The 23,011-nt window shown below is 63.2% G+C and carries 21 protein-coding genes; 9 read left to right on the top strand and 12 right to left on the bottom strand.

Annotation, left to right across the window (positions count from 1 at the left end; all coding sequences use genetic code 11):
- The first annotated feature begins 12 nt into the window (after positions 1-12).
- Positions 13-1,416 carry a dihydrolipoyl dehydrogenase gene (gene lpdA, locus HB630_RS19635; RefSeq protein WP_213773923.1) on the top strand — a complete coding sequence of 468 codons (1,404 nt, stop codon included), beginning with the start codon at positions 13-15 and terminating at the stop codon, positions 1,414-1,416.
- A 37-nt stretch (positions 1,417-1,453) separates the two neighbouring features.
- Positions 1,454-1,984: a hypothetical protein gene (locus HB630_RS19630; RefSeq protein WP_213773922.1), complete on the top strand. Its 531-nt coding sequence runs from the start codon at positions 1,454-1,456 to the stop codon at positions 1,982-1,984.
- Between the two features lie 59 nt (positions 1,985-2,043).
- On the opposite strand, the gene HB630_RS19625 is transcribed toward HB630_RS19630, so the two are convergent.
- Together HB630_RS19625 and HB630_RS19620 are read right to left on the bottom strand one after the other, a co-directional pair.
- Positions 2,044-2,628 (bottom strand): DUF4337 domain-containing protein, encoded by a 585-nt coding sequence (locus HB630_RS19625; protein WP_213773921.1) that lies wholly within the window; start codon positions 2,626-2,628, stop codon positions 2,044-2,046.
- A 142-nt stretch (positions 2,629-2,770) separates the two neighbouring features.
- Positions 2,771-3,754, bottom strand: a complete 984-nt coding sequence (locus HB630_RS19620) for a tyrosine recombinase XerC (protein ID WP_213773920.1) — start codon at positions 3,752-3,754, stop codon at positions 2,771-2,773.
- Positions 3,755-3,895: 141 nt separating this feature from the next.
- Between HB630_RS19620 and HB630_RS19615 the strand changes: the two genes are divergently transcribed.
- Entirely contained in the window at positions 3,896-6,106 is a 2,211-nt protein-coding gene (locus tag HB630_RS19615; RefSeq protein ID WP_213773919.1) for a primosomal protein N', read from the top strand.
- Positions 6,107-6,358: 252 nt separating this feature from the next.
- Here HB630_RS19615 and HB630_RS19610 read toward each other — a convergent pair whose 3' ends face one another.
- Positions 6,359-6,865 carry a septal ring lytic transglycosylase RlpA family protein gene (locus HB630_RS19610; protein ID WP_213773918.1) on the bottom strand — a complete coding sequence of 169 codons (507 nt, stop codon included), beginning with the start codon at positions 6,863-6,865 and terminating at the stop codon, positions 6,359-6,361.
- 643 nt (positions 6,866-7,508) lie between these two features.
- On the opposite strand from HB630_RS19610, the gene HB630_RS19605 reads away from it, so the two are divergent.
- From HB630_RS19605 to HB630_RS19580, 6 genes are all read left to right on the top strand, one after another.
- Positions 7,509-8,069, top strand: a complete 561-nt coding sequence (locus HB630_RS19605; protein ID WP_213773917.1) for a F0F1 ATP synthase subunit delta — start codon at positions 7,509-7,511, stop codon at positions 8,067-8,069.
- Complete coding sequence (gene atpA / locus HB630_RS19600) at positions 8,069-9,598, top strand: F0F1 ATP synthase subunit alpha (RefSeq protein WP_213773916.1); 1,530 nt, start codon at positions 8,069-8,071, stop codon at positions 9,596-9,598. The genes HB630_RS19605 and atpA overlap by 1 nt, the downstream gene beginning before the upstream one ends.
- Before the next feature lie 114 nt (positions 9,599-9,712).
- Positions 9,713-10,591: a F0F1 ATP synthase subunit gamma gene (locus HB630_RS19595; RefSeq protein WP_213773915.1), complete on the top strand. Its 879-nt coding sequence runs from the start codon at positions 9,713-9,715 to the stop codon at positions 10,589-10,591.
- A gap of 46 nt (positions 10,592-10,637) precedes the next feature.
- Positions 10,638-12,068, top strand: coding sequence for a F0F1 ATP synthase subunit beta (gene atpD / locus HB630_RS19590; protein WP_213773914.1), 1,431 nt, complete (start codon positions 10,638-10,640; stop codon positions 12,066-12,068).
- Positions 12,069-12,147: 79 nt separating this feature from the next.
- A complete protein-coding gene (locus tag HB630_RS19585; RefSeq protein ID WP_213773913.1) occupies positions 12,148-12,555 on the top strand; it encodes a F0F1 ATP synthase subunit epsilon in 408 nt (135 codons plus the stop codon).
- Positions 12,556-12,735: 180 nt separating this feature from the next.
- Positions 12,736-14,364, top strand: a complete 1,629-nt coding sequence (locus HB630_RS19580; RefSeq protein ID WP_213773912.1) for an adenylate/guanylate cyclase domain-containing protein — start codon at positions 12,736-12,738, stop codon at positions 14,362-14,364.
- A gap of 9 nt (positions 14,365-14,373) precedes the next feature.
- Here HB630_RS19580 and HB630_RS19575 read toward each other — a convergent pair whose 3' ends face one another.
- From HB630_RS19575 to HB630_RS19535, 9 genes are all read right to left on the bottom strand, one after another.
- On the bottom strand, positions 14,374-14,871 hold the full coding sequence (locus HB630_RS19575) for an RNA pyrophosphohydrolase (RefSeq protein WP_213773911.1): 498 nt from the start codon (positions 14,869-14,871) through the stop codon (positions 14,374-14,376).
- A gap of 7 nt (positions 14,872-14,878) precedes the next feature.
- Positions 14,879-15,382 carry an RNA pyrophosphohydrolase gene (locus tag HB630_RS19570; RefSeq protein WP_213773910.1) on the bottom strand — a complete coding sequence of 168 codons (504 nt, stop codon included), beginning with the start codon at positions 15,380-15,382 and terminating at the stop codon, positions 14,879-14,881.
- Between the two features lie 110 nt (positions 15,383-15,492).
- Positions 15,493-16,692 carry a divergent polysaccharide deacetylase family protein gene (locus HB630_RS19565; protein ID WP_213773909.1) on the bottom strand — a complete coding sequence of 400 codons (1,200 nt, stop codon included), beginning with the start codon at positions 16,690-16,692 and terminating at the stop codon, positions 15,493-15,495.
- A gap of 150 nt (positions 16,693-16,842) precedes the next feature.
- Positions 16,843-18,222, bottom strand: coding sequence for a S41 family peptidase (locus HB630_RS19560; RefSeq protein ID WP_213773908.1), 1,380 nt, complete (start codon positions 18,220-18,222; stop codon positions 16,843-16,845).
- A complete protein-coding gene (locus HB630_RS19555; RefSeq protein WP_213773907.1) occupies positions 18,219-19,613 on the bottom strand; it encodes a peptidoglycan DD-metalloendopeptidase family protein in 1,395 nt (464 codons plus the stop codon). Before HB630_RS19555 ends, HB630_RS19560 begins: the two co-directional genes overlap by 4 nt.
- Before the next feature lie 41 nt (positions 19,614-19,654).
- Entirely contained in the window at positions 19,655-20,137 is a 483-nt protein-coding gene (gene rlmH / locus HB630_RS19550; RefSeq protein WP_213773906.1) for a 23S rRNA (pseudouridine(1915)-N(3))-methyltransferase RlmH, read from the bottom strand.
- 130 nt (positions 20,138-20,267) lie between these two features.
- Positions 20,268-20,624 carry a ribosome silencing factor gene (gene rsfS / locus HB630_RS19545; protein WP_213774003.1) on the bottom strand — a complete coding sequence of 119 codons (357 nt, stop codon included), beginning with the start codon at positions 20,622-20,624 and terminating at the stop codon, positions 20,268-20,270.
- Between the two features lie 250 nt (positions 20,625-20,874).
- Complete coding sequence (locus HB630_RS19540; RefSeq protein WP_249780928.1) at positions 20,875-21,513, bottom strand: nicotinate-nucleotide adenylyltransferase; 639 nt, start codon at positions 21,511-21,513, stop codon at positions 20,875-20,877.
- Positions 21,514-21,565: 52 nt separating this feature from the next.
- The gene (locus tag HB630_RS19535; protein WP_213773904.1) at positions 21,566-22,858 is read right to left on the bottom strand and encodes a glutamate-5-semialdehyde dehydrogenase; all 1,293 of its coding nucleotides are present in this window, start codon (positions 22,856-22,858) and stop codon (positions 21,566-21,568) included.
- Positions 22,859-23,011: the final 153 nt, after the last annotated feature.

Raw genomic sequence — 23,011 nt, 5'->3', positions numbered from 1 at the left:
AGGACTTCAATCATGGCTACTTACGATCTTGTTGTCATCGGCACCGGACCGGGCGGATATGTCTGCGCGATCCGCGCAGCGCAGCTCGGCATGAAGGTCGCCGTGGTCGAAAAGAACGCGACCCTCGGCGGCACCTGCCTCAATATCGGGTGCATGCCCTCGAAGGCATTGCTGTATGCCTCCGAGATGTTCGAGGAGGCCGGGCACTCGCTGGCGAAGATGGGCGTCAACGTTTCCGCGCCGAAGATCGATCTGCCCGCGATGATGAATTTCAAGCAGCAGGGCATCGACGGTAACGTCAAGGGCGTCGAGTTCCTGATGAAGAAGAACAAGATCGACGTCATCCACGGCAAGGGAAAGATCCTCGGTACCGGCAAGGTCGAAGTGTCGGGGAGCGACGGCAAGACCCAGACCGTCGAGACCAAAAATATCGTCCTCGCGACAGGATCGGATGTGGCGCGGTTGAAGGGGATCGAGATCGACGAAAAGCGCATCGTATCGTCGACCGGCGCGCTGTCGCTCGAGAAGGTGCCCTCGAAACTGCTGATCGTCGGCGCCGGCGTGATCGGACTTGAGCTCGGCTCGGTGTGGCACCGGCTCGGCGCCCAGGTTACGGTGGTGGAATTCCTCGATCGCATCCTGCCCGGCATGGACGGCGAGGTCGCCAAGCAATTTCAGCGCATCCTTGAAAAGCAGGGTTTTGCGTTCAAGCTCGGCGCCAAGGTCACCGGCGTCGACACCTCGGGCAAAACGCTGGTCGCGACGATCGAGCCGGCGGCTGGCGGTGCTTCTGAAACGCTGGAGGCCGACGTGGTGCTGGTCTGCATCGGCCGCGTTCCCTACACCGATGGCCTCGGCCTGAAGGAAGCCGGCGTTGCGCTCGACAACCGCGGCCGCGTGCAGACCGACTCTCATTTCGCAACCACCGTGAAGGGCATCTACGCGATCGGCGATGTCATCGCCGGTCCGATGCTGGCGCACAAGGCCGAGGACGAAGGCGTCGCCTGCGCGGAGCTTCTCGCCGGCCAGGCCGGTCATGTGAACTACGACGTGATCCCGGGTGTCGTGTATACGACTCCGGAAGTCTCGTCGGTCGGCAAGACCGAGGAAGAATTGAAGCAGGCCGGGATCGATTACACGGTCGGTAAATTTCCGTTTACCGCCAACGGCCGCTCCAAGGTCTACCAGACCACGGAAGGGTTCGTGAAAGTTCTCGCAGATGCGAAGACCGACCGCGTGCTCGGCGTGCATATCGTCGGCCGCGAAGCCGGCGAAATGATTCACGAAGCAGCGGTGCTGATGGAGTTCGGCGGTTCCGCCGAGGATCTCGCGCGCACCTGCCATGCCCATCCCACCCGCTCGGAAGCCGTCAAGGAAGCCGCGCTTGCGGTCGGCAAACGCGCGATCCATATGTGATCAAGGCCCGGCATCCGGCCGGACCGAGATCACGTTGATGATGCGCCGTCTTCTTCAACCGCTCTGGGTTCTGCTTGCGATCATCTTTTTGATCGAAGCCTGGCTGTGGGATCATCTCGAACCGGTCGTGGCCTGGTTCGTGGCGGTGGTCCCGTTACGCGCCTTCAAGCAATGGCTGGCGGACCGGGTCGACACGCTGTCACCGGCCATGACGCTGATCGTGTTCATCGTGCCGGTGATTCCGTTGTTTCCCTTAAAGCTGGTCGGTCTCTGGCTGCTTACCCATAAGCATTGGATGGGCGCGGTCTTTACGATTCTGTTTGCGAAATTCCTCGGCGTCGGCGTTGCCGCCTTCATCTTCGACGTCACGCGGCCGAAGCTGCTCCAGATGGAATGGTTCGAGAAGCTCTACAAGTTCGTCCTTGCGCTGCGCGCCAAGGCGAATGAACTGGTCGATCCGGTCAAGCAGCGCATCAGGGAAATCCTGAGCAGCGCCGGCGGCGGCTGGTCGTCGCGGACGCTGCGGCTGATCCAGCGCTTCCGCAAAAGCGTTCGCGAAGCGCGCTGACCGGCTTTAGGCCTTCTTCGCCCCTGTCGTCGCCTGACCTGACGGGCGTTCGAACCCGGTTACGCCAGATGCAACAGATGCGGCACGAAGATCCCGAGCGCGGTGAAGCCGATGCCGGCCAGCGTCAGCAGTCCGGATATCCAGGCCAGCGCGATCATGCCGGTAATGATGGTCGCGGAAGCCAACACGATGGCGATCTGAAACGCCCCCGACGCCAGTTCGAAGTGATGATACTTCGCGGTTGCCAGGTCGCGCTCCTCTTCCGCCTGCTTGGCGCGCTCGGACAATTGCTCGGTGCCTTCGCCGGTTTCCGGCTCGGAGCGATAGCGCGCCGCGGTCTTTTGCCAATCGTCGATCTGTTTTTGCACCGCGGCTTTGGTGGCGTCGTCGGCGCCGCCGTTCAGCCTGGCCTGTTCGGCCGCGGTCTGCACCACGGTGCGGCGAATGCTCTTGGCCTGGAAGAACGCCCAGAGATTGGAAGCCTCGACATTCTTGCTGATGGATTCGGTCTGCGCGCCCTTGCCCAGCGTTTCCGACAGCGCCAGACACAGCGCGATCACCGCGATCAACAGCGCGATGTTCCTGTTCTCTTCCGAGGCTTCCTTGGCATGGTCCGCCTGCTCCATGCTTTCATGCGCGCTCATGATTCCCTCCCCATGGCGTTTTCAAGCGAAGTGGGCACCGGTTCGCAGAGAGAAAACGCGTCGAGCAAACGATAGGCCCCTACGATTGACCGAACGGCATTGCCGGCGCAAGGGGCAAGCCGGTGAAGCGAGGACGACAATATCAGGCGCGGGGGTGCGCGGTGCGGTAGACTTCGAGCAGCCGCTCGCTGTCGATGCCGGTGTAGATCTGCGTGGTGGACAGCGACGCGTGGCCGAGCAATTCCTGGATTGCGCGCAAATCGCCGCCGCGGCTGAGCAGATGGGTCGCAAAGGAATGCCGTAGCGCATGCGGCGTGGCGCTGTCGGCCAGCCCGAGCGCGCCGCGCAGGCGCTCCATCGCAAGCTGGATGATCCGGGCCCTGAGCGGACCGCCGCGTGTACCGACGAAAATCGGTCCTTCGGCGGGCAACGGATGCGGACAGATCGCCACATAATCCTGAACCAGCGCCAGCACATTTTGCAGCACCGGGACCATGCGGGTCTTGTTGCCTTTGCCGGTCACCACGATCACATCGCCCGCGCCGGGCAGCGGCACATCCCGGCGCTTCAGCCCGAGCGCTTCGGAGATGCGAAGCCCGGATCCATACAACAGCGCCATCACGGCGGCGTCGCGCGCCAGCACCCAGCTATCGCGCTCCTCGCCGGCGCGCTCATCGGCGTCGGCGAAACGCTTGGCCGCCGCCATGTGAATCGGTTTAGGCAGCGTCTTCGCCACCTTTGGGGCACGGATCGCCGACAACGCTCCGACCTTGCCCTTGCCTTCGCGTTCGAGGAAACGCCCGAACGAGCGCAGGCCCGCCAGGCTGCGCATCAGCGAACGGCCGCCAATATCGTCGGCGCGCCGCATCGCCATGAATGCCCTGACGTCGCTGGCTTCCAGCGCGGCAAAACGCGTCAGCGTCACCCGCGCGCCCCAATGTTGGGCGAGAAAGACCAGGCACTGGCGCAGGTCACGGGCATAGGCCTCCAGCGTCTTCGGCGACAGCCGCCGCTCGGCGCGCAGATGCGACAGCCAGCGCGTCATCTCCTGCGTGATGCTGGAATCGGCGCAGTCGAGTTCGATCGGCTGGATCGGGGACGCTGATTTGATCGCTGATTTTGCCATCGGTCTCTGGACGCCGTGAACTGACCGGTTATATCGCACCCCTTTCGTTTACCTTTCGCTAACTTGCAAAACCGGCGGTAGCCGCGACCGATGCCCGGTCCTAAGCTGATACGCCTCTCCGAGCCCGAGTCTGATTCTGCGATGGACCATTCCCTGCGTCCCAGCCCCTCATCGATATCATCGACGCGTGTCGTCGATGTGCTGGTGCCTGTCGCGCTGAATCAGACCTATTCCTATCGCGTGCCGCGGGGCCTGGAACTCCAGCCCGGTGACGTGGTGGGCGTGCCGCTCGGCCCGCGCGAGGTGGTCGCGGTGGTATGGGCCGAAAACGCCAATCCCGATCCGCGGCTGCACAACCGGCTGAAGGACGTCAGCGAAAAGCTCGACGTGCCGCCCCTGAAAGCGGAACTACGCGCGCTGGTCGACTGGGTCGCGAACTACACATTGTCGGCGCGCGGCATGGTGCTGCGCATGACCTTGCGGATGGGCGAGCATCTCGGGCCGGAGCGGATGCGGCTGGGCGTGCGGCTGGTCGGCGAGCCGCCGCGACGCCTGACGCCGGCGCGGCGGCGGCTGATCGAATGTCTGTCCGACGGGCTGCTGCACGGCAAATCCGAAGCCGCGCGCGAGGCCGGCGTTAGCGTCGGCGTGATCGATGGCCTGGTCGATGAGGGCACGCTGACGGTCGAGGCGATGCCGCCCGCGCCACCGCCGCCGGCGCCAGATCCGGATCATGCGCAGCCGGAATTTTCCCATCAGCAGCGCTCGGCCGTGGATGCGATGCGGGCGCTGGCGGCGAACGGCACCTTCCATGTCGCGTTGCTCGACGGTGTCACCGGCTCGGGCAAGACCGAGGTTTATTTTGAAGCCATCGCCGAAACGATCCGCCGCGGCAGGCAGTCGCTGATCCTGATGCCGGAAATCGCGCTGACCGGACAATTCCTCGACCGTTTTGCCAACCGTTTCGGCGTGCGTCCGCTGGAATGGCATTCCGAACTGACGCCGCGCATCCGCGCCCGCAACTGGGCGGCGATCGCCTCGGGAGAAGCGCCGGTCGTCGTCGGCGCCCGTTCCGCGCTGTTCATGCCCTACGCCAATCTCGGGCTGATCGTGGTCGATGAAGAGCACGACCAGGCCTACAAGCAGGACGAAGGCGCGCATTATCATGCCCGCGACATGGCGGTGGTGCGCGCGCATATCGCCAAGATCCCGATCGTGCTGGCATCGGCGACGCCTTCGATCGAAACCGAGGTCAATGCGCGCAAGGGCCGCTATCAGCGCGTGGCGCTGCCGTCGCGCTTCGGCGGCCAGCACATGCCGCATATCGAGGCGATCGATCTGCGCCGCGAAGCGCCGCCGCGCGGCCGCTTCATCTCGCCCCGCTTGGCCGAACAGATCGGGCTTGCAGTCGAGCGACGCGAACAGGCGCTATTGTTCCTCAATCGCCGCGGCTACGCCCCGCTGACCTTGTGCCGCGCTTGCGGACATCGCTTTGCCTGCACGATCTGCGATGCCTGGCTGGTCGATCACCGGTTCCGCCAGCGCCTGGTTTGTCACCATTGCGGTTTCTCGATGCCGCGCCCGCAGGTCTGTCCGCATTGCGCGGCGGAAGAGTCGCTGGTCGCGGTCGGCCCCGGCGTCGAACGCTTGCAGGAGGAAGCCGCCGCGTTGTTCCCGAACGCGCGCATCATGGTGCTGTCGAGCGATCTCATCACCTCGATCGAGACCATGCGTTCGGAATTGACCGAGATCGCGGAAGGGCGGGTCGATATCATCGTCGGCACCCAATTGGTGGCGAAAGGGCATCATTTCCCCCGGCTCAATCTGGTCGGCGTGGTGGATGCCGACCTCGGTCTTGGCAATGGCGATCCGCGCGCCGCCGAGCGCACGTGGCAATTGCTCAACCAGGTGATCGGACGCGCCGGCCGCGATCAGGGCCGCGGCGTCGGTTATCTGCAGACCCATCAGCCCGAACATCCCGTGATGAAGGCGCTGGTGGCCTGCGACCGCGAGGCATTCTACAGCAGCGAGATCGACGGCCGCGAGCGCGCCGGCTATCCGCCATTCGGGCGGCTGGCGAGCCTGATCGTTTCCGCCGGCGACCGGCCCACCGCGGAGGGCTTTGCGCGCAAGCTGGCGGCGGTCGCGCCGATCGATGAGCGTATTCAGGTGCTCGGACCCGCCGAGGCCCCGCTCGCGGTCATCAAGGGCCGCTACCGGTTCCGGCTGCTGGTGAAATCGCTGCGCAATGTCGATATGTCGCAATATCTGCGTGAATGGCTGGAGGCGGGCCCGAAGACCAAGGGCAATCTCAAGCTCGAGGTCGATGTCGACCCGCAGAGTTTTTTGTGAGCTTCCGTCTGGAGGTAAGTCCGGCCATTCGTCATTCCGGGGCGCGTCGAAGACGCGAACCCGGAATCCCGAGATGGGCAGATCGAGATTCCGGGTCTGCGCCGAATGGCGCATCCCGGAATGACAAGCCTCGGGGAACCAAGGCAAAGCCTGTCGTCACATGTGACGGCGGGCCCGTTTTGGCATGCAGAACGTCCTGCGGCCGTTACGCAACGCTTGCGGAAGTGTTGGAAGGGAAGCCGCAAGCCGTGCTCAGGAGAGGACCTCGGCGGTGACGCGGCCGACGCCGGCTGCGGTCAGGCCGATCGCACGGGCGGCAGCCGTGGACAGGTCGAGGACGCGGCCACGCACGAACGGACCACGGTCATTGACGGTGACGACGACGCTGCGGCCGCCATGGGTCACGCGCAGCTTGGTGCCGAAAGGCAGCGAACGGTGGGCGCAGGTCATGGCGCTCTGGTTGAAACGCTCGCCCGAGGCGGTGCGGCTGCCGGACTCGTTGCCGTAATAGGAGGCCAGGCCAGAGAAGATGCGGCTGATGCCAGCGAACGGGCCGGCCGAGGCGCCGGCGTCGTGCGAGGAGTCGTCCCGGTCGCTGCTGGCGTGATGGCGGTAATGATGCCGGGTGCCGTGGTGATGCCTGGATTTGGCCGATGCCTCGGTAATCCCCCCGCCGAACAGCAGGGTTGCGGCGACAACAGCAAGCGCCGTGCGCGACTGGGACACAGGTCCCAGCGCTGACTTTTTAGATGCGAGCATTTATAATAGTCCCTCAGACAGTATTGTCACTTATGTGACAAATGGAACCCCCGTCCCGTTGTGCGTGGCTGCCGTTTGGTGGGGCAATAAGGCACGAATTGGGCAGTAAAGCCGATTTATATCAACTTGAAATATCTTGTTACCGAATTTATTGATCGGAAGATGTTCCGTAATCTTTCGAATTAATGATTTATTAACCAATACAATACTTACAAATACTGATTATTCAAAGGGAATTATTTGAATTCGAGATTTTCGCAAGTAATGCGCAAGTGGAGCGGGCCGGGGCCTTTTGGTTCCGCGTGAGCCGGTCATGGCGTCCATGCAATTTGCGGAGGAACTATTCTTTCATTGCCCCGCAGCCGCGCGGTTTGCGGCGCGAGTGCCGATTCGTCGATTCGGCGCTTTGCTCAAATCTTCTTCGCGGCTGCTGCCGGCGACGCGCGACACGATAGCGCTCTGGGGCCGCCGTCATATTGCACCTGTGCTTTTGCTATGTTAGCAAAGCCGCGATTTTAACGGTCCCGGTACAGCTCGTGCCGGTCGAAAATCGAAGTCCCGCTTGAATTCCAAGGGCTTGATGGCGCCGCACCGTGGCGGCGGTTTTTCCCTTGTGAATTTAATAGCTAAAAAGAGCGCGCCTGTGGCTGCAGAAGAATCGTCTGTTTCGGGAGTGTCCGGCCGTTATGCAACGGCCTTGTTCGAACTGGCGCGCGACGAAAAATCCGTCGATGCGGTCAAGGCCGATCTCGACAAGTTCGACGCCATGCTGGCCGATAGCGCCGATCTGAAACGTCTGGTGCGCAGCCCGGTATTTTCGGCCGATGTGCAATTGAAGGCGCTCGCAGCCGTGCTCGACAAGGCCGGCGTTACCGGCATTGCCGCGAATTTCCTGAAGGTGCTTACTACCAACCGGCGGTTGTTCGCGGTCGATGACGTGTCGCGCGCGTTCCGCGCGCTGGTCGCCAAATTCAGGGGCGAAGCGACGGCCGATGTGACCGTGGCGGAGCAGCTCAACGACAGGAATCTCGACGCCTTGAAGACCGCGCTGAAATCGGTGACGGGCAAGGATGTCGCGCTCAATGTGAAAGTCGACCCTTCGATCATCGGCGGCCTCGTGGTCAAGCTCGGCAGCCGGATGGTGGATAGCTCGCTTCGCACCAAACTCAATTCGATCAAGCACGCGATGAAAGAGGCAGGCTGATGGACATCCGCGCGGCGGAAATTTCCGCGATCCTCAAGGACCAGATCAAGAATTTCGGCCAGGAGGCCGAGGTTACCGAAGTCGGACAGGTGCTGTCCGTCGGTGACGGTATCGCCCGCGTTTACGGCCTCGACAACGTCCAGGCCGGCGAGATGGTCGAGTTCGAGAACGGCACCCGCGGCATGGCGCTGAACCTCGAGACCGACAACGTCGGTATCGTGATCTTCGGCGCCGACCGTGAGATCATGGAAGGCCAGACCGTCAAGCGCACCCGCGCCATCGTCGACACGCCGGTCGGCAAGGGCCTGCTCGGCCGCGTGGTCGATGCGCTTGGCAATCCGATCGACGGCAAGGGGCCGATCCAGGCGACCGAGCGCAAGCGCGTCGACGTCAAGGCGCCCGGCATCATTCCGCGCAAGTCGGTCAACGAGCCGATGGCGACAGGCCTGAAGGCGATCGATGCGCTGATCCCGGTCGGCCGCGGTCAGCGTGAGCTGATCATCGGCGACCGCCAGACCGGCAAGACCGCGATCGCGCTCGATACCATCCTCAACCAGAAGCCGCTTAACGCGCAGAGCGACGAGAAGCTCAAGCTGTATTGCGTCTATGTCGCGATCGGCCAGAAGCGTTCCACGGTGGCGCAGTTCGTCAAGGTGCTCGAAGAGCAGGGCGCGCTGGAATATTCGATCGTGGTCGCAGCGACCGCGTCCGATCCGGCCCCGATGCAGTACATCGCGCCGTTCACCGGCTGCACCATGGGCGAATATTTCCGCGACAACGGCATGCACGCGGTCATCATCTATGACGACTTGTCCAAGCAGGCCGTCGCCTATCGCCAGATGTCGCTGCTGCTGCGCCGCCCGCCGGGCCGCGAGGCCTATCCGGGCGACGTGTTCTATCTGCATTCTCGCCTGCTGGAGCGTGCCGCGAAGCTCAACGACAGTCTGGGTGCCGGATCGCTGACGGCGCTGCCGGTGATCGAAACCCAGGCCAACGACGTGTCGGCCTATATCCCGACCAACGTGATCTCGATCACCGATGGCCAGATCTTCTTGGAAACCGATCTGTTCTTCCAGGGTATCCGTCCGGCGGTGAACGTCGGTCTGTCGGTGTCGCGCGTCGGTTCGTCGGCGCAGACCAAGGCGATGAAGAAGGTCGCCGGCAAGATCAAGGGCGAACTCGCGCAGTACCGCGAAATGGCCGCGTTCGCGCAGTTCGGCTCCGATCTCGACGCCTCGACGCAGCGCCTGCTCAACCGCGGCTCGCGCCTGACCGAACTTCTGAAGCAGCCGCAATTCTCGCCGCTGAAGATGGAAGAGCAGGTTTGCGTGATCTGGGCCGGCACCAACGGCTATCTCGATCCGCTTCCGCTCAACAAGGTGCGCGATTTCGAGGACGGCCTGCTGTCGTTGCTGCGCGGCAAGAACGCTGACATTCTCAATACCATCCGCGAAACCCGAGATCTGAGCGACGATACCGCCGCCAAGCTCAAGGGTGCGGTCGAGGCTTACGCCAAGTCTTTTGCTTGATATGCCTTTTGCTTGATGTGTCGTTTGCTTAGGTTCTGGCCGGCAAGCGGCCGGGCAGGATGAATGAGGGGCTAGCGGTCGGGTCACAGATCTGATCGCCGGGGTGAACTAAGAATGGCTTCACTGAAAGACATGCGGGTCCGCATCGCCTCCACCAAGGCGACGCAGAAGATCACCAAGGCCATGCAGATGGTGGCGGCGTCGAAGTTGCGCCGCGCCCAGACCGCAGCCGAAGCGGCGCGGCCGTATGCCGAGAAAATGGATACCGTGATCTCCAACATCGCGAGCGCGGCCGCGGGCTCTCCCGGCGCGCCGGCTTTGCTGGCCGGTACCGGCAAGGATCAGGTGCATCTATTGCTGGTCTGCACCGGCGAGCGTGGCCTGTCCGGCGCCTTCAATTCGTCGATCGTGCGCCTGGCCCGCGAGCGGGCCTATGCCCTGATCAACCAGGGCAAAGAGGTCAAGTTCTTCTGCGTCGGCCGTAAGGGATACGAGCAGCTTCGCCGCCTGTTCGAAAAGCAGATCGTCGAACATGTCGAACTGCGCTCGGTCCGCCAGCTCGGTTTTGTCAACGCGGAAGACATTGCCAAGAAGGTCATCGCGCGGTTTGAGGCCGGCGAGTTCGATGTCTGCACGCTGTTCTATTCGCGCTTCAGATCCGTGATTGCGCAGGTTCCGACGGCGCAGCAGGTCATCCCGCTGGAGGTTCAGGCGCCCGCAGCCAATGCCGGTCCGGCCACTTCGTACGAATACGAACCGGAAGAAGATGAAATTCTGACGGGGCTGTTGCCGCGCAATCTCGCGGTGCAGATTTTCCGCGCGCTGCTCGAAAACAACGCATCGTTCTACGGCGCGCAGATGAGCGCGATGGATAACGCCACACGTAACGCCGGCGAGATGATCCGCAAGCAGACCTTGATCTACAACCGGACCCGTCAGGCGATGATTACCAAGGAACTGATTGAAATCATTTCGGGCGCCGAGGCGGTCTAATCCAGCCCACGGTTGCTTGAGATAGAATTCGGAGGAGAGAGTTTTCATGGCTACACCCGCCAACCAGACCGGACGCATTACGCAGGTCATCGGCGCCGTCGTTGACGTGCAGTTCGAAGGCCAGTTACCCGCAATTCTCAACGCGCTCGAGACCAAGAACGGCGGTAACCGCCTGGTGCTCGAAGTCGCCCAGCATCTTGGCGAATCCACCGTTCGCACCATCGCGATGGATACGACCGAAGGTCTGGTTCGCGGCCAGGAAGTCGGCGACACCGGCGCGCCGATCCGGGTGCCGGTCGGCGTCGGCACGCTCGGCCGCATCATGAACGTGATCGGCGATCCCGTCGATGAGCAGGGTCCGGTCAAGGCGGAGGGCCTGCGCGCGATCCACCAGGAAGCGCCGCTCTATACCGACCAGTCGACCGAAGCGGAAATTCTCGTCACCGGCATCAAGGTCGTGGATCTGCTGGCGCCCTACGCCAAGGGCGGCAAGATCGGCCTGTTCGGCGGTGCCGGCGTCGGCAAGACCGTGCTGATCCAGGAGCTGATCAACAACGTTGCGAAAGCCCATGGCGGCTATTCGGTGTTCGCCGGCGTCGGTGAGCGCACCCGCGAAGGCAACGACCTCTATCACGAGTTCATCGAATCCGGCGTCAACAAGGAAGGCGGCGGCGAAGGCTCCAAATGCGCGCTGGTGTACGGCCAGATGAACGAGCCGCCGGGCGCGCGCGCCCGCGTCGGCCTCACCGGCCTCACGGTTGCCGAGCATTTCCGCGACCAGGGCCAGGACGTGCTGTTCTTCGTCGACAATATCTTCCGCTTCACGCAGGCCGGCTCCGAAGTGTCGGCGCTGCTCGGCCGCATCCCGTCGGCGGTGGGCTATCAGCCGACGCTCGCCACCGACATGGGCGCGCTGCAGGAGCGCATCACCACCACCAACAAGGGATCGATCACCTCGGTGCAGGCGATCTACGTGCCGGCCGACGACTTGACCGATCCGGCGCCGGCGACCTCATTCGCCCATTTGGACGCGACCACGGTGCTGAACCGCGCGATTTCGGAAAAGGGCATTTATCCTGCGGTGGACCCGCTCGACTCGACCTCGCGCATGCTGTCGCCGTTGATCGTCGGTGAAAATCACTATCAGACCGCGCGCATGGTTCAGCAGGTGCTGCAGCGCTACAAGTCGTTGCAGGACATCATCGCCATCCTCGGCATGGACGAATTGTCCGAAGAGGACAAGCTGACGGTGGCGCGCGCCCGCAAGGTCGAGCGCTTCCTGTCGCAGCCGTTCTTCGTCGCCGAAGTCTTCACCGGCTCACCCGGCAAGTTCGTCGACCTCGCCGACACCATCAAGGGTTTCCGCGATCTCTGCGAAGGCAAGTACGACCATTTGCCGGAAGCGGCCTTCTACATGGTCGGCACCATCGAAGAGGCGGTCGAGAAGGGCAAGAAGCTCGCAGCCGAAGCGGCGTAAGAAGGCGAATGGCGAATAGGGAGTAGCGCTCCCTTTTTTCGCCACTCGCTATTCGCTACTCACTATTCGCAGGGTTCCCATGGCCACCTTCCACTTCGATCTCGTCTCGCCGGAAAAACTCGCCTTCTCCGGCGAAGTCGATCAGGTTGACATTCCCGGCGCAGAGGGTGATTTCGGCGTGCTCTCCGGCCACGCGCCGGTGGTCGCAGCGGTCCGGCCGGGAATTCTGACGATCACCGCCGGCGGCGCGCACCAGAAGATCATCGTGCTCGGCGGTCTCGCCGAAGTCTCCGACAAGGGGCTCACCGTGCTTGCCGACGTCGCGACGTCGATCGAGGAGCTGGATCGGCAGGCCTTCGCCAGCCAGATCGCCGAGATGCAAGCCAAGCTGGCCGAGAAAGAGGGTTCGGAGCTCGACCGCGAACTCGAGCGGCTCGATCACTTCAAGAGCATCGAGCATCAGCTCAACACGACGGCGCTGCACTAAACGCGATAGCTTTAAGCTGAATTGCCAGCTCTAAAGTCCCGAAAATACTTGCTGCTTCGTCATCGTTTTTTTCAAAAATCTGGATAATGACGCGCTGCGGCTGGCGGGCGTAGAACCCGATTGCGCCGAAAAATTTCCGACGGCATTCTGCCGGCGATCATTGCCCCGAGGCTGGCCTTCATGAAACGCAAGATTGCGGCGATTTTCGCGGCCGATATTGCCGGCTACAGCCGGCTGGTCGCCGAGGACGAAGAGGAAACGCTGCGCCGCCTCGCCGCCTATCGGTCCGTCACCGATGATTTCATCGCCAGGGCCGGGGGCCGCATCTTCAATACCGCCGGCGATGCCGTTCTCGCCGAGTTTGCCAGTGCGGTCGAGGCGGTGCGATGCGCGATCGACATCCAGGAGAGCCTGCGCACCCGGAACATGGCCTATCCGCCCAGCCGTCACATGAGCTACCGCATCGGGATCACGATCGGTGACGTGGTCGAGCGCGACGGTGACTTGCTCGGCGACGGCGTCAACATCGCGGCAAGGCTTGAAGGCCTGGCCGAAGTCGGCGGCATCTGCATTTCACGCGCGGTGCATGAACAGGTGGCCAACAAGCTGTCGGTGCAGTTTTCCGATATCGGCGCGCAGGAGGTGAAGAACATCCCAACTCCTGTGCATGCCTACATGGTCGCGATGCGGCGCGAGGACGGGACCTACACGGTGCCGCAAGTGAAGAACCCGCTTGCGCCGCCGCAGCCAGCGACGCCCTTTTGGATGTGGCCGGTCGCCGTAGCGGTGGTTTGCCTTGCCGCGATCGGCGTCGGCGGTTTCCTGTATTTCACGAAGATGGAAATGGCGGAATCGAAGGGCCCGGTTTCGGCAAAGGTCGATGCCGCTGCAACGCCTGCGCCATCGCCCGAGCCGGCCGCGGCTCCCGCGCCGGTGCGGCCGGCATCCGCACCGGAGCCGCCCCCTCCCTCGCCCGTTCTTTCGTCCCAAAAATTCGCGGCCGACGCGGTGCCGTTCGTCCACGATCGCACCCGCGCCGTGCTGTTGAACGAATATGCGCCGGCGGGGAACTACAAGGCCTTTGCGCTCAACATCAATGGAATCGTCGGGTTGGTCAGTGGCCAGCCAAACGAAGAAGCCGCAAAAAACGCGGCGCTTGAGCAATGCCGGCAGCGCGCGGAGGCCGCGCAGTCACCGCGGCGCTGCGAGATTTACGCTGTCGGGGACGCCGTGGTTTATCCTCACGGCATGCCGCCGCTGCCGCCTTTGCCGTGGATCAAGCGTGACTCATCGACCGAGCGGCCGTTCACGGCAACGGACATGCCGTTCGCGCGAGAGCCCGGAAAGGCGAGGCTTGAGAACGTTTATGTGCCGGGTCGAAAAAGCAAGGCGATCGTGATCGGTCCGGGCGGCAATTTCATTTTCTATACCGACGGAGCATCGGTCGCGGAGTCGGTTCGGCGGTCTCTCGAAACCTGCGGCGCGCTGGCCGGCGCCGCCTGCATGGTGGCCGCGGTCGACGACACCTTCGTCGTTCCAGTGCCAACGGTCATGAAGCCTGTCGGCTTCTTTCGTGCCGCCAGCGACCCGTCGATCGCCGCGGATGCAAGGGATGATGTCGCGCGCCAGCTCGCCGAGGCGTCATCCGGATGGAGCGCGGTCGCGGTCGGTGCATCCGGACGTCCGGGGCTTGCGCTCAGGGCGACAAGCGAACTGAATGCCGTCAACGGTGCGGTGACCGACTGCGCCGGGCACGACAGCAATTGCCGCGTCATCGCGATCGGCCCGTTTACGGTTGGGATCAATTGAGTCCGCTGCCTAGCGCGCGAATCTTGCAAAGCGCTGCGCCACCGCTCGATAGACATCCCGCCGGAACGGCACGACAAGATCGGCGACGCGGTCGAGCCGTTCCCAGCGCCATGAATCAAATTCCGCAGGCTGGCCGTTGCGCGACATCAGCGGATCGATTTCGCCGTCGCTTCCGGTAAAACGCAGCGCGAACCATTTCTGGCGCTGGCCGCGGAATCTTGCAAACCGGTGCGCTGGTTCGGCAGGGTGCGGAAATTCATAAGTCAGCCAGTCCGTCTCGTCGAGATAATCCGCGTGGACCGCGCCGGTCTCTTCCCAGAGTTCGCGCATCGCCGTCGCGCGCGGATCTTCGCCGGCGTCGATGCCGCCTTGCGGCATTTGCCACTCCAGGCCCGGAAGAATGATTTCCGGGCCGTCATCCTTGAATCGCCGTCCGATCAGCACGTCGCCGTTGATGTTGAACAGGGCAATCCCGACATTGGGGCGGTAGGGTTCTGTGTCGGCCATGCCGAGCTCAAGCGCCAGCCAGCGCGGAAAATTCCTTCACCACCCGCTCGTAGACCGGCCGCTTGAAGGGGACGATCAGGTCGGGAAGATTCTTCATCGGCTCCCAGCGCCAGCCGATGAATTCCGCCTTGTGGCCACCACCGGGATGCTCGACATTGATTTCGGCATCCTTGCCGGTAAAGCGCAGCGCGAACCATTTCTGCCGCTGGCCGCGATAGCGGCCCTTCCAGGCGCGCCCGGCCACGGTGCGCGGAATATCGTAGATCAGCCAGTCCGCCACCTCGCCGAGCTTTTCGACTGAGCGGACGCTGGTCTCCTCGTAGAGTTCGCGCTTTGCCGCTTCCCAGGTGTCCTCGCCGGGATCGACGCCGCCTTGCGGCATCTGCCAGACATGGGATTCGTCGACATGTTCGATGCCGCCGGCGCGGCGGCCGATGAAGACAAGCCCGGCGGTGTTGATCAGCATTATGCCGACACAGGTGCGATAGGGCAGGTCTTCGTAGCGCGCCATTCCGGGAAAGCCTTTTTGCCGTCTGCTGTCGGAGTTTTTGCCGCCAGAACCTTCTTGCAAGACCGGACGGGCGACGGCGGAAGCCGGAGTCGCACCAATCCGGGAGCTATCTAGCCTGATTTTGATTTCAGAGTCGCGGTTGTCAATGGCACCAGCATGATGCCACGGCTGTCCAGCGTCTTGATCCAGGCACCGATCCGCTCGATCGAGACCGGCAGCGCCGAGGCGACGCCGATGGCTGTGCCGCGCTCTTTCGCCAGGCTTTCGAGGTTGACGAGCGCCCGGTCGATTTCCGCAGGCGTCGGAACGGTGTCGATGCCGATATCGGCCTTGGCGTATGGCATCGCCTGGCTTGCCGCCAGCGAGCCGGCGACGCTGCGCGGCGCCGTTCCGTCGTCGAAATAGCCGAGCCCGCGTTTGGCGGCCTCGCGGACGATCGGCTGCATCACCGCATCGGTGACCTCGAACTTTCCGCCCATGAAATTGGCAATGCCGGCATAACCTTGGAAGCGGCTGAGATGCCAGTACAGCCGGTCAAGATTCTGCTCAGGGCCGAGCGTCGTCAGCAGCGTCTGCGGGCCCGGATCATTGTCGGGGTAGTCGAACGGCTCCATCGGAATCTGCAAAAGGATCTCATGATGCTGCGAACGGGCGCGTTCGGCGAGCTTGGAGGGATCGGAGCCGTAGGGCGTGAACGCCAGCGTGACTGCGGGCGGCAGTTTCATGATGGCGTCCAGCGTTTTTGCCGCGCCGACGCCGAGGCCGCCGATGACAATGGCGATGACCGGCATTTTGGCGGCCTTCACCCGGTCGGCATCGGCTGCATAGACCGTGAAAGGCTTCAGGCCATCGGAAACCACCGGAATCATGCCATAGCGGGATTTTTCCAGCAGCCGCGGGTCGATTCCCGTCATCGCAGTCTGCGGCGCATCGGCTTCGCTGTTCTCCGTGCCGTCACCGGAAATCGCAACATCATGGCGCGCGCCGCTCGATCCGTCGATGATGGTGACGGTCTTTTGCTCGCCCGATGCCGGCTGCCTGGGCGCCGATTTCACGGCCGTCTCGGAACCGGCCGAAGGCGCTGCGGCCGGCTTCTCGTCCGGTGGCGTGGCGGGTAATGCAATACTTACGATCGGCTCGCCGCCCAGCGGGTTGTCGTTGAAGATGGCGAAGCCGGCGAAAATCGCCAAAAACAGGCCCAGCAGCACGGCAAGCGCCTGGAATCCGGTAAAAGGCAGCCGATATCGGCGCTTGGCGCGCGCAGTTCCCTGTCCGAGCGGAGCGCTCAGATCGTCGGCTGTCTCTGTCATCGACCTTCCCGAATCAGCCCGGCCGACGATACCACGACGCAACAGCCTCGCGGCATAGCCAAGCGCTGCCGTGTCGTCACGCTGGCCGGCAGCAAAAAGGGCGGCCCGAGGGCCGCCCTTTGAAATGCCGAAAAAAGCCTCTGGCCGCGATCAGTTCGCGTCCTTGTCGGCCGGTTTGGCGTCGTTTGAGGCCTTGTTGTCGCTTGCCGCCGCCTTGTCGCCGGTGGCCGGAGTGGCTGCGCTGTCCTTGATCCCGTGGAGCAGGTCGTCCGCGGCCTTCAACGCCTTGTCGTCCTTGGCGTCCGGCGGCACGTAGGACTGCGAGCCCGTCTTCTCGTCGCCCTCGGACTTCAAATGGCCGCGCAGCGAAGCCTCGCCCTTGGTATCCGTCCGCGACTTCAACTCATCAGGTACGTCCTGCAGCACCTCGATGTCGGGCTTGATGCCCTGGGCCTGGATCGATTTGCCTGACGGCGTGAAGTAACGCGCCGTGGTGAGCCGTAATGCGCCGTTGCCGGAGCCGAGCGGAATAATGGTCTGCACCGATCCCTTGCCGAAGGAGCGGGTGCCGACCAGCGTGGCGCGCTTGTGGTCCTGCAGCGCGCCGGCAACGATTTCCGACGCCGACGCCGAGCCGCCGTTGATCAGAACGATCACCGGCTTGCCCTTGGTCAGATCGCCCTGATGCGCGACACGGCGCTGGGTTTCCTCGGCGTTGCGGCCGCGGGTGGAGACGATCTCGCCGCGATCGAGGAAGGTGTCGGACACCGTCACGGCCTCTTCCAGCAATCCGCCGGGATTGTTGCGCAGATCGATGATGTAGCCCTTCAGCTTGTCGCCGATCTGGGTCTGCAGATTGGCGATTTCCTTCTTCAGACCCTCGGTGGTCTGTTCGTTGAAGGTGGTGATGCGGATATAGGCGATATCGTCGGCTTCGACATGCGCGCGCACCGAGCGGACGCGGATGTTGTCGCGCACCAGCGTCACGTCGATCGGATTGTCCTGGCCCTTGCGGACGATCTTCAGCCTGATCTTGGTGTTGACGGGCCCGCGCATCTTCTCGACGGCCTGATTGAGGGTGAGGCCCTGCACGGCTTCGTCGTCGAGATTGGTGATGATGTCGTTGGCCATGATGCCGGCCTTGGACGCCGGCGTGTCGTCGATCGGCGAGACGACCTTGATCAGCCCGTCTTCCATCGTGACTTCGATGCCCAGCCCGCCGAATTCGCCGCGGGTCTGCACCTGCATGTCGCGGAAGCTCTTGGCGTCCATGTAGCTCGAATGCGGGTCGAGGCCGGACAGCATGCCGCTGATGGCGGACTCGATCAGTTTGCCGTCATCGGGCTTTTCGACATAGTCGCTGCGGACGCGCTCGAACACGTCGCCGAACAGATTGAGTTCGCGATAGGTGTCCGACGTCGCGGCGCGCGCGCTCGATCCCATCAGCATGGAGCGCGGCTGGGTCGCGAACAGCGTCAGTGCCGCACCGGTAGCGGCGCTCAGGAGAATGAGAGAAGTCTTGCGCATCATCCGCGAACCTTTTCGCCTTCATTTGCGGCCCACCATGGGCCTGGATCGATTGGAGTGCCGTCCTTACGGAACTCGACATAGAGCACGGGCTGGCTCGCATTGGCCGCCAAAATTGAGGCCACCCGGGACGTCGCCCCCATGGTCGCGACCGGCTCCCCCGTAAGTACAAACTGTCCGATATTGACCGAAATGCGCTCCATCCCGGCGATCAACACATGATACCCGCCCCCCGCATTGAGGATCAAGAGTTGTCCATAGCTGCGGAACGGACCGGCGTAAACAACCCAGCCGTCACACGGGGTTGTGACCTGGGATCCGGGCCGTGTCGCCAAGGAAATGCCTTTTTCCACCCCCCCCGCGCCATCGGAACCGCCAAACTCGTGAATCCTGACGCCATTCACCGGCAGCGCCAGCAAGCCCTTGGCGGAAGCGAACGCAATCGCCGGGCTCATCCGGGAAGGATCCTTCAGCGCCGCCAGGTTTGGCTTGCCGTTGACGGTCGCCGGGGCTCCCTCAAGGCTGGCGGCCGCCGCCGCCTTCGCGGCGGTCTTCGAATCCTGCTCCATCTTGGCGATCAGGCTTTGCAGAGTGTCGGCTTGCCTGGACAGCGCAATGGCGCGCGTGTTCTCCGCCTGCATGTCTTGCTCGATCGAATTCTGCTGCCGCTGTCGCTCATCGACCAGAGCGGCCAGCCGTGTCTGGTCGTTATTGAGGTTGTCGCGATCGGTAGCCAGACGATCGCGCTCGGCCGCGATGGTCTGGCGAAGCGTGATCAGTTCGCCCAGGTCGCTCGCCAGTTTTTCGGCACGGGCATGCAATTCGGGCACCACAGATCCCAGCAACATGGCTGCGCGAAGCGATTGCAGCGCGTCTTCCGGCCGTACCAGCAGCGCAGGTGGCGAGCGGCGGCCGGCGCGCTGCAAGGCCGCCAGCACCTCCGTGATCTCGGAGCGGCGCGTATCAAGCGAACCGCGAATCTCCTGCTCGCGGGCATCGAGCGGCTGTAGCCGTGCTTCGGCATCGCCGATCTTCGTCTCGACGCCGCGCACCTGGGCGGCGATATCGATCAGCTGCTGATTGAGCTTGCTGCGATCCTGTCCGATCGCGGCGATGTCGGCCTGAAGCTTTTGCTGCGCCTCCGCCGCATTTTTCTGCTGCTCACGCGCGGCTTCGAGCTCCTGCTCGCGTTGTTTGATGTCGTCGGCCGAGGGTGCCGCCGGCGGCAGTGCCGGGTTCGTTGCTTGAGGCGCGATCTGGGCCGCTACGGGCGAAAGGATCGTGCCGGCAAAGCCTGCCGACAGCAAAGCAATGGAGAGCGGAATTCGTAAGCTATGCGAGCGGCCGCGACGGGCGGCGTTGGATGGCGGATGAATGTCCCGGTCTGGCTGCATCGAACCCGAATCAGAGTTTTCGTATCTGCGCCGGCCTTGGCCTATGCACGGTGATAAGGATGACCGGCCAGGATGGTGGCGGCCCGGTAAACCTGTTCCAGAAGCATGACGCGAACCAATTGATGCGGCCAGGTCGCCGAGCCGAAAGCAATGCGAAGTTTAGCTTTGCGACGCAAATCAGGCGAAAGTCCGTCCGCGCCGCCGATGGCGAAAACACTATTCGCGATCTGCTCGTCCCGCCAGCGGCCGAGATGCCGGGCCAAGGCGGCGCTGTCGATCGTGTCGCCGCGCTCGTCGAGCGCGACCAGAACCGACTTCTCGGGAATAGCCGCCGAAATCGCAGTGGCTTCCTCGGTCATCCGGGTCGCGGCGTCGCGTGCGCGGCTCTCGGCAATCTCATGGATGTCGATGCCGCGAAAGCCGAGCTTGCGGCCGAGATCGTCGAAGCGTTCGCGGTAGCGTTCGGCCAGTTCCCGCTCCGGGCCCTGCTTCAGGCGGCCAATGGCAACGACAACAAGACGCATAAAAACTTTTTCCGGCAAAGTGGCGGCCGGTTTGCCGTAGAAAATGCGGCAAATCAACGACTCACGCGCATTCCGATGCGCGTGTACACGATACCATGCGCCCGAACCGATTCGCACCGGCGGTAGCAGGCTAGACCGCCTGCGGCCCCGCCGGATTGTGCGACCACAACCTTTCCAGGTTGTAGAACTCGCGCACCTCGGGCCTGAACACATGCACGATCACGTCGCCGGAATCGATCAGCACCCAGTCGCAATTGGACAAGCCCTCGACGTGGACGCTTTTGATGCCGGTTTCCTTGAGGCCCTTGGTGACATTCTCCGCGATCGCGCCGACGTGCCGGTTGGCCCGGCCCGAGGTGACGATCATGTAGTCGGAAAATGCTGATTTACCGCGAAGGTCTATGGTGACCGTTTCTTCCGCCTTCATATCGTCGAGGCGGGAGAGGATCAGTTTCAGCGTCTTGTCGGCGTCGGGGTGCGCCTGCAAGGCCGCAGCTTCAGTCGATGTTTTACGTGTCTTGGACGAGGCGGATTTTGCTGAACCGGACTTCGCCGAACCAGACTTCGTCGTGCCAGACTTTGTCGTACCAGACTTGGGTAAAACCGACTTGGACAATACAGATGTGGCCAGGGACCATTCCTTTCACTGTATCGCGAGCCGCCGAATCCGGCGCCCGCTCACCATTCTATGCATGTGGGGTTAATGGTTTCAATATTCCAGTAACCCCTTTCGCCTCTCACGTCTTCCAGCTGCCGTCCGGGTTCCGCAGGCCCGTCGACGACAGGTTCAGTTTCATGCCGGTCAGGAAAACCCAGGCCGGCGGGAGCTTGTCCGCGAGCCTGCCGGCCTGGGTTTCCGGGATGCGATAATGGGCCAGTGCTTGCGCTGCAGGCGCCGATAACGCGCGAAAGCTTTGCGGCGGGCGGTCGATGACGGCGATCGGGACGGTAGACGCAATGCGCTGCCAGTTTTGCCAGCGATGGAACTGCGCGAGATTGTCAGCGCCCATGATCCAGACCAAGCGCAAGCCGGCGGTGCGGCGGCGTAGATATGTAATCGTATCGACAGTGTAGCGGGTTCCAATGACAGCTTCGAGACAACTGACGTCGATGCGCGGATCATGGGCCATTTGTCGCGCCGCCTCGGCGCGTTCCCGGAGGTCGTGCAGGGCGCGGCGGTCCTTGAGCGGATTGCCGGGCGTTACCAGCCACCACACCCGGTCGAGATTCAACCGCTTGATCGCAAATAGGCTGATGTCGCGGTGCGCGCGGTGCGGCGGATTGAACGAGCCGCCGAGCAGGCCGATCCGCATGCCGCCAGTATAGAACGGAATCGCCGGCGCAACGGGCCGCGGCGCTAGAGGCGCTTCGTTCAAGGGATCCACGGCGTCCGCAAGGTTGTCTTTTCTGACGCGTTTTTTGGTGTGTTCACGGCCGCGTCTGTCCGGTGCCATGCACGCGATATTTGAAGCTGGTCAGTTGTTCGGCGCCGACCGGTCCGCGGGCGTGGAATTTTCCGGTGGCGATGCCGATTTCCGCGCCGAAACCGAATTCGCCGCCATCGGCGAATTGCGTCGATGCGTTATGCAGCACGATCGCCGAATCGACCTCGTTGAGAAATTTCTGCGCGGTTTTTGCATCTTCGGTCACGATCGCATCGGTGTGGTGCGAACCGTGATTGTGGATATGCGCGATCGCCTCGTCGACGCCATCGACGACCTTCGCCGCGATAATCGCGTCTTCGTATTCGGTATCCCAATCCGTCTCGGAAGCCGGCTTCACCCTGTCGTCGGCGCGCTGCACGGCGGCGTCGCCGCGTACTTCGCAGCCAGCCTCGATCAGCATCCCGACCAGCGGCTTGAGGCTTGTCGCGGCGCCGGCGCGATCGACCAGCAGGGTTTCGGCGGCGCCGCAGACGCCGGGCCGGCGCATCTTGGCGTTCAGCACGATCGACTTCGCCATTTCGAGATTGGCGGCACGATCGACATAGACGTGGTTGACGCCTTCCAGATGCGCGAATACCGGCACCCGCGCCTCCGCCTCGACCCGCGCGACCAGGCTTTTGCCGCCGCGTGGCACGATGACGTCAATGCCGCCGTTCAACCCGGTCAGCAGCAGGCCGACCGCGGCGCGGTCGCGGGTCGGCACCAGCGTGATCGAGGCTTCCGGCAGGCCGGCCTCGCGCAATCCCTGCACCAGGCAGGCGTGGATCGCGCGGCAGGAGCGGAAGCTGTCGGAACCGCCGCGCAGGATCACCGCATTGCCGGACTTCAAGCACAGCACGCCGGCATCGGCCGCGACATTGGGACGGCTCTCGAAGATCACCGCGATGACGCCGAGCGGCACGCGTACGCGCTCGATCGTCATGCCGTTCGGGCGCTGCCAGCTTTCGGTCACCACGCCGACCGGGTCGGAGATCTCGCGCACCGTCGCAATCCCGTCGGCCATCGCATCGATGCGCGCCGGCGTCAGCGTCAGGCGATCGACGAAAGCGGATGTCGCACCGCCGGAGCGGGCTTCCGCGACGTCCTCGGCGTTGGCCGCGAGAATAGCAGGAGCCTGGGCGCGGATCGCGCGCTCCATCGCATCGAGGGCGCGGTTTTTCTGTTCGGGCGAGGCGAGCGAGAGCACCCGCGCGGCAGCGCGTGCCTGTGCGGCGAGGTCAGCCATCAGGGCCGGCAGATCGGCGTTGCCATCAATGGCCTTTAGCGGCGCGCTCATGTCGGTCTCATCTTCAATTCACGGCCAAGCTTCAATTAAGGCCAAGCCCCATGACGTTTCCGGGCGAAGCGGATGCCGGTTCGCATGACGAAAACGCATCTTCTGAAGGATAGAGCCCATCGGCTCCGATACCATCAGAACCGTCAAGCTCTA

This window comes from Bradyrhizobium sp. dw_78 (assembly GCF_018449525.1).
GTDB lineage: Bacteria > Pseudomonadota > Alphaproteobacteria > Rhizobiales > Xanthobacteraceae > Bradyrhizobium.
The sequence above is the reverse complement of the archived record's forward strand: the minus strand, read 5'-3'. Positions and strand labels throughout refer to the sequence as shown.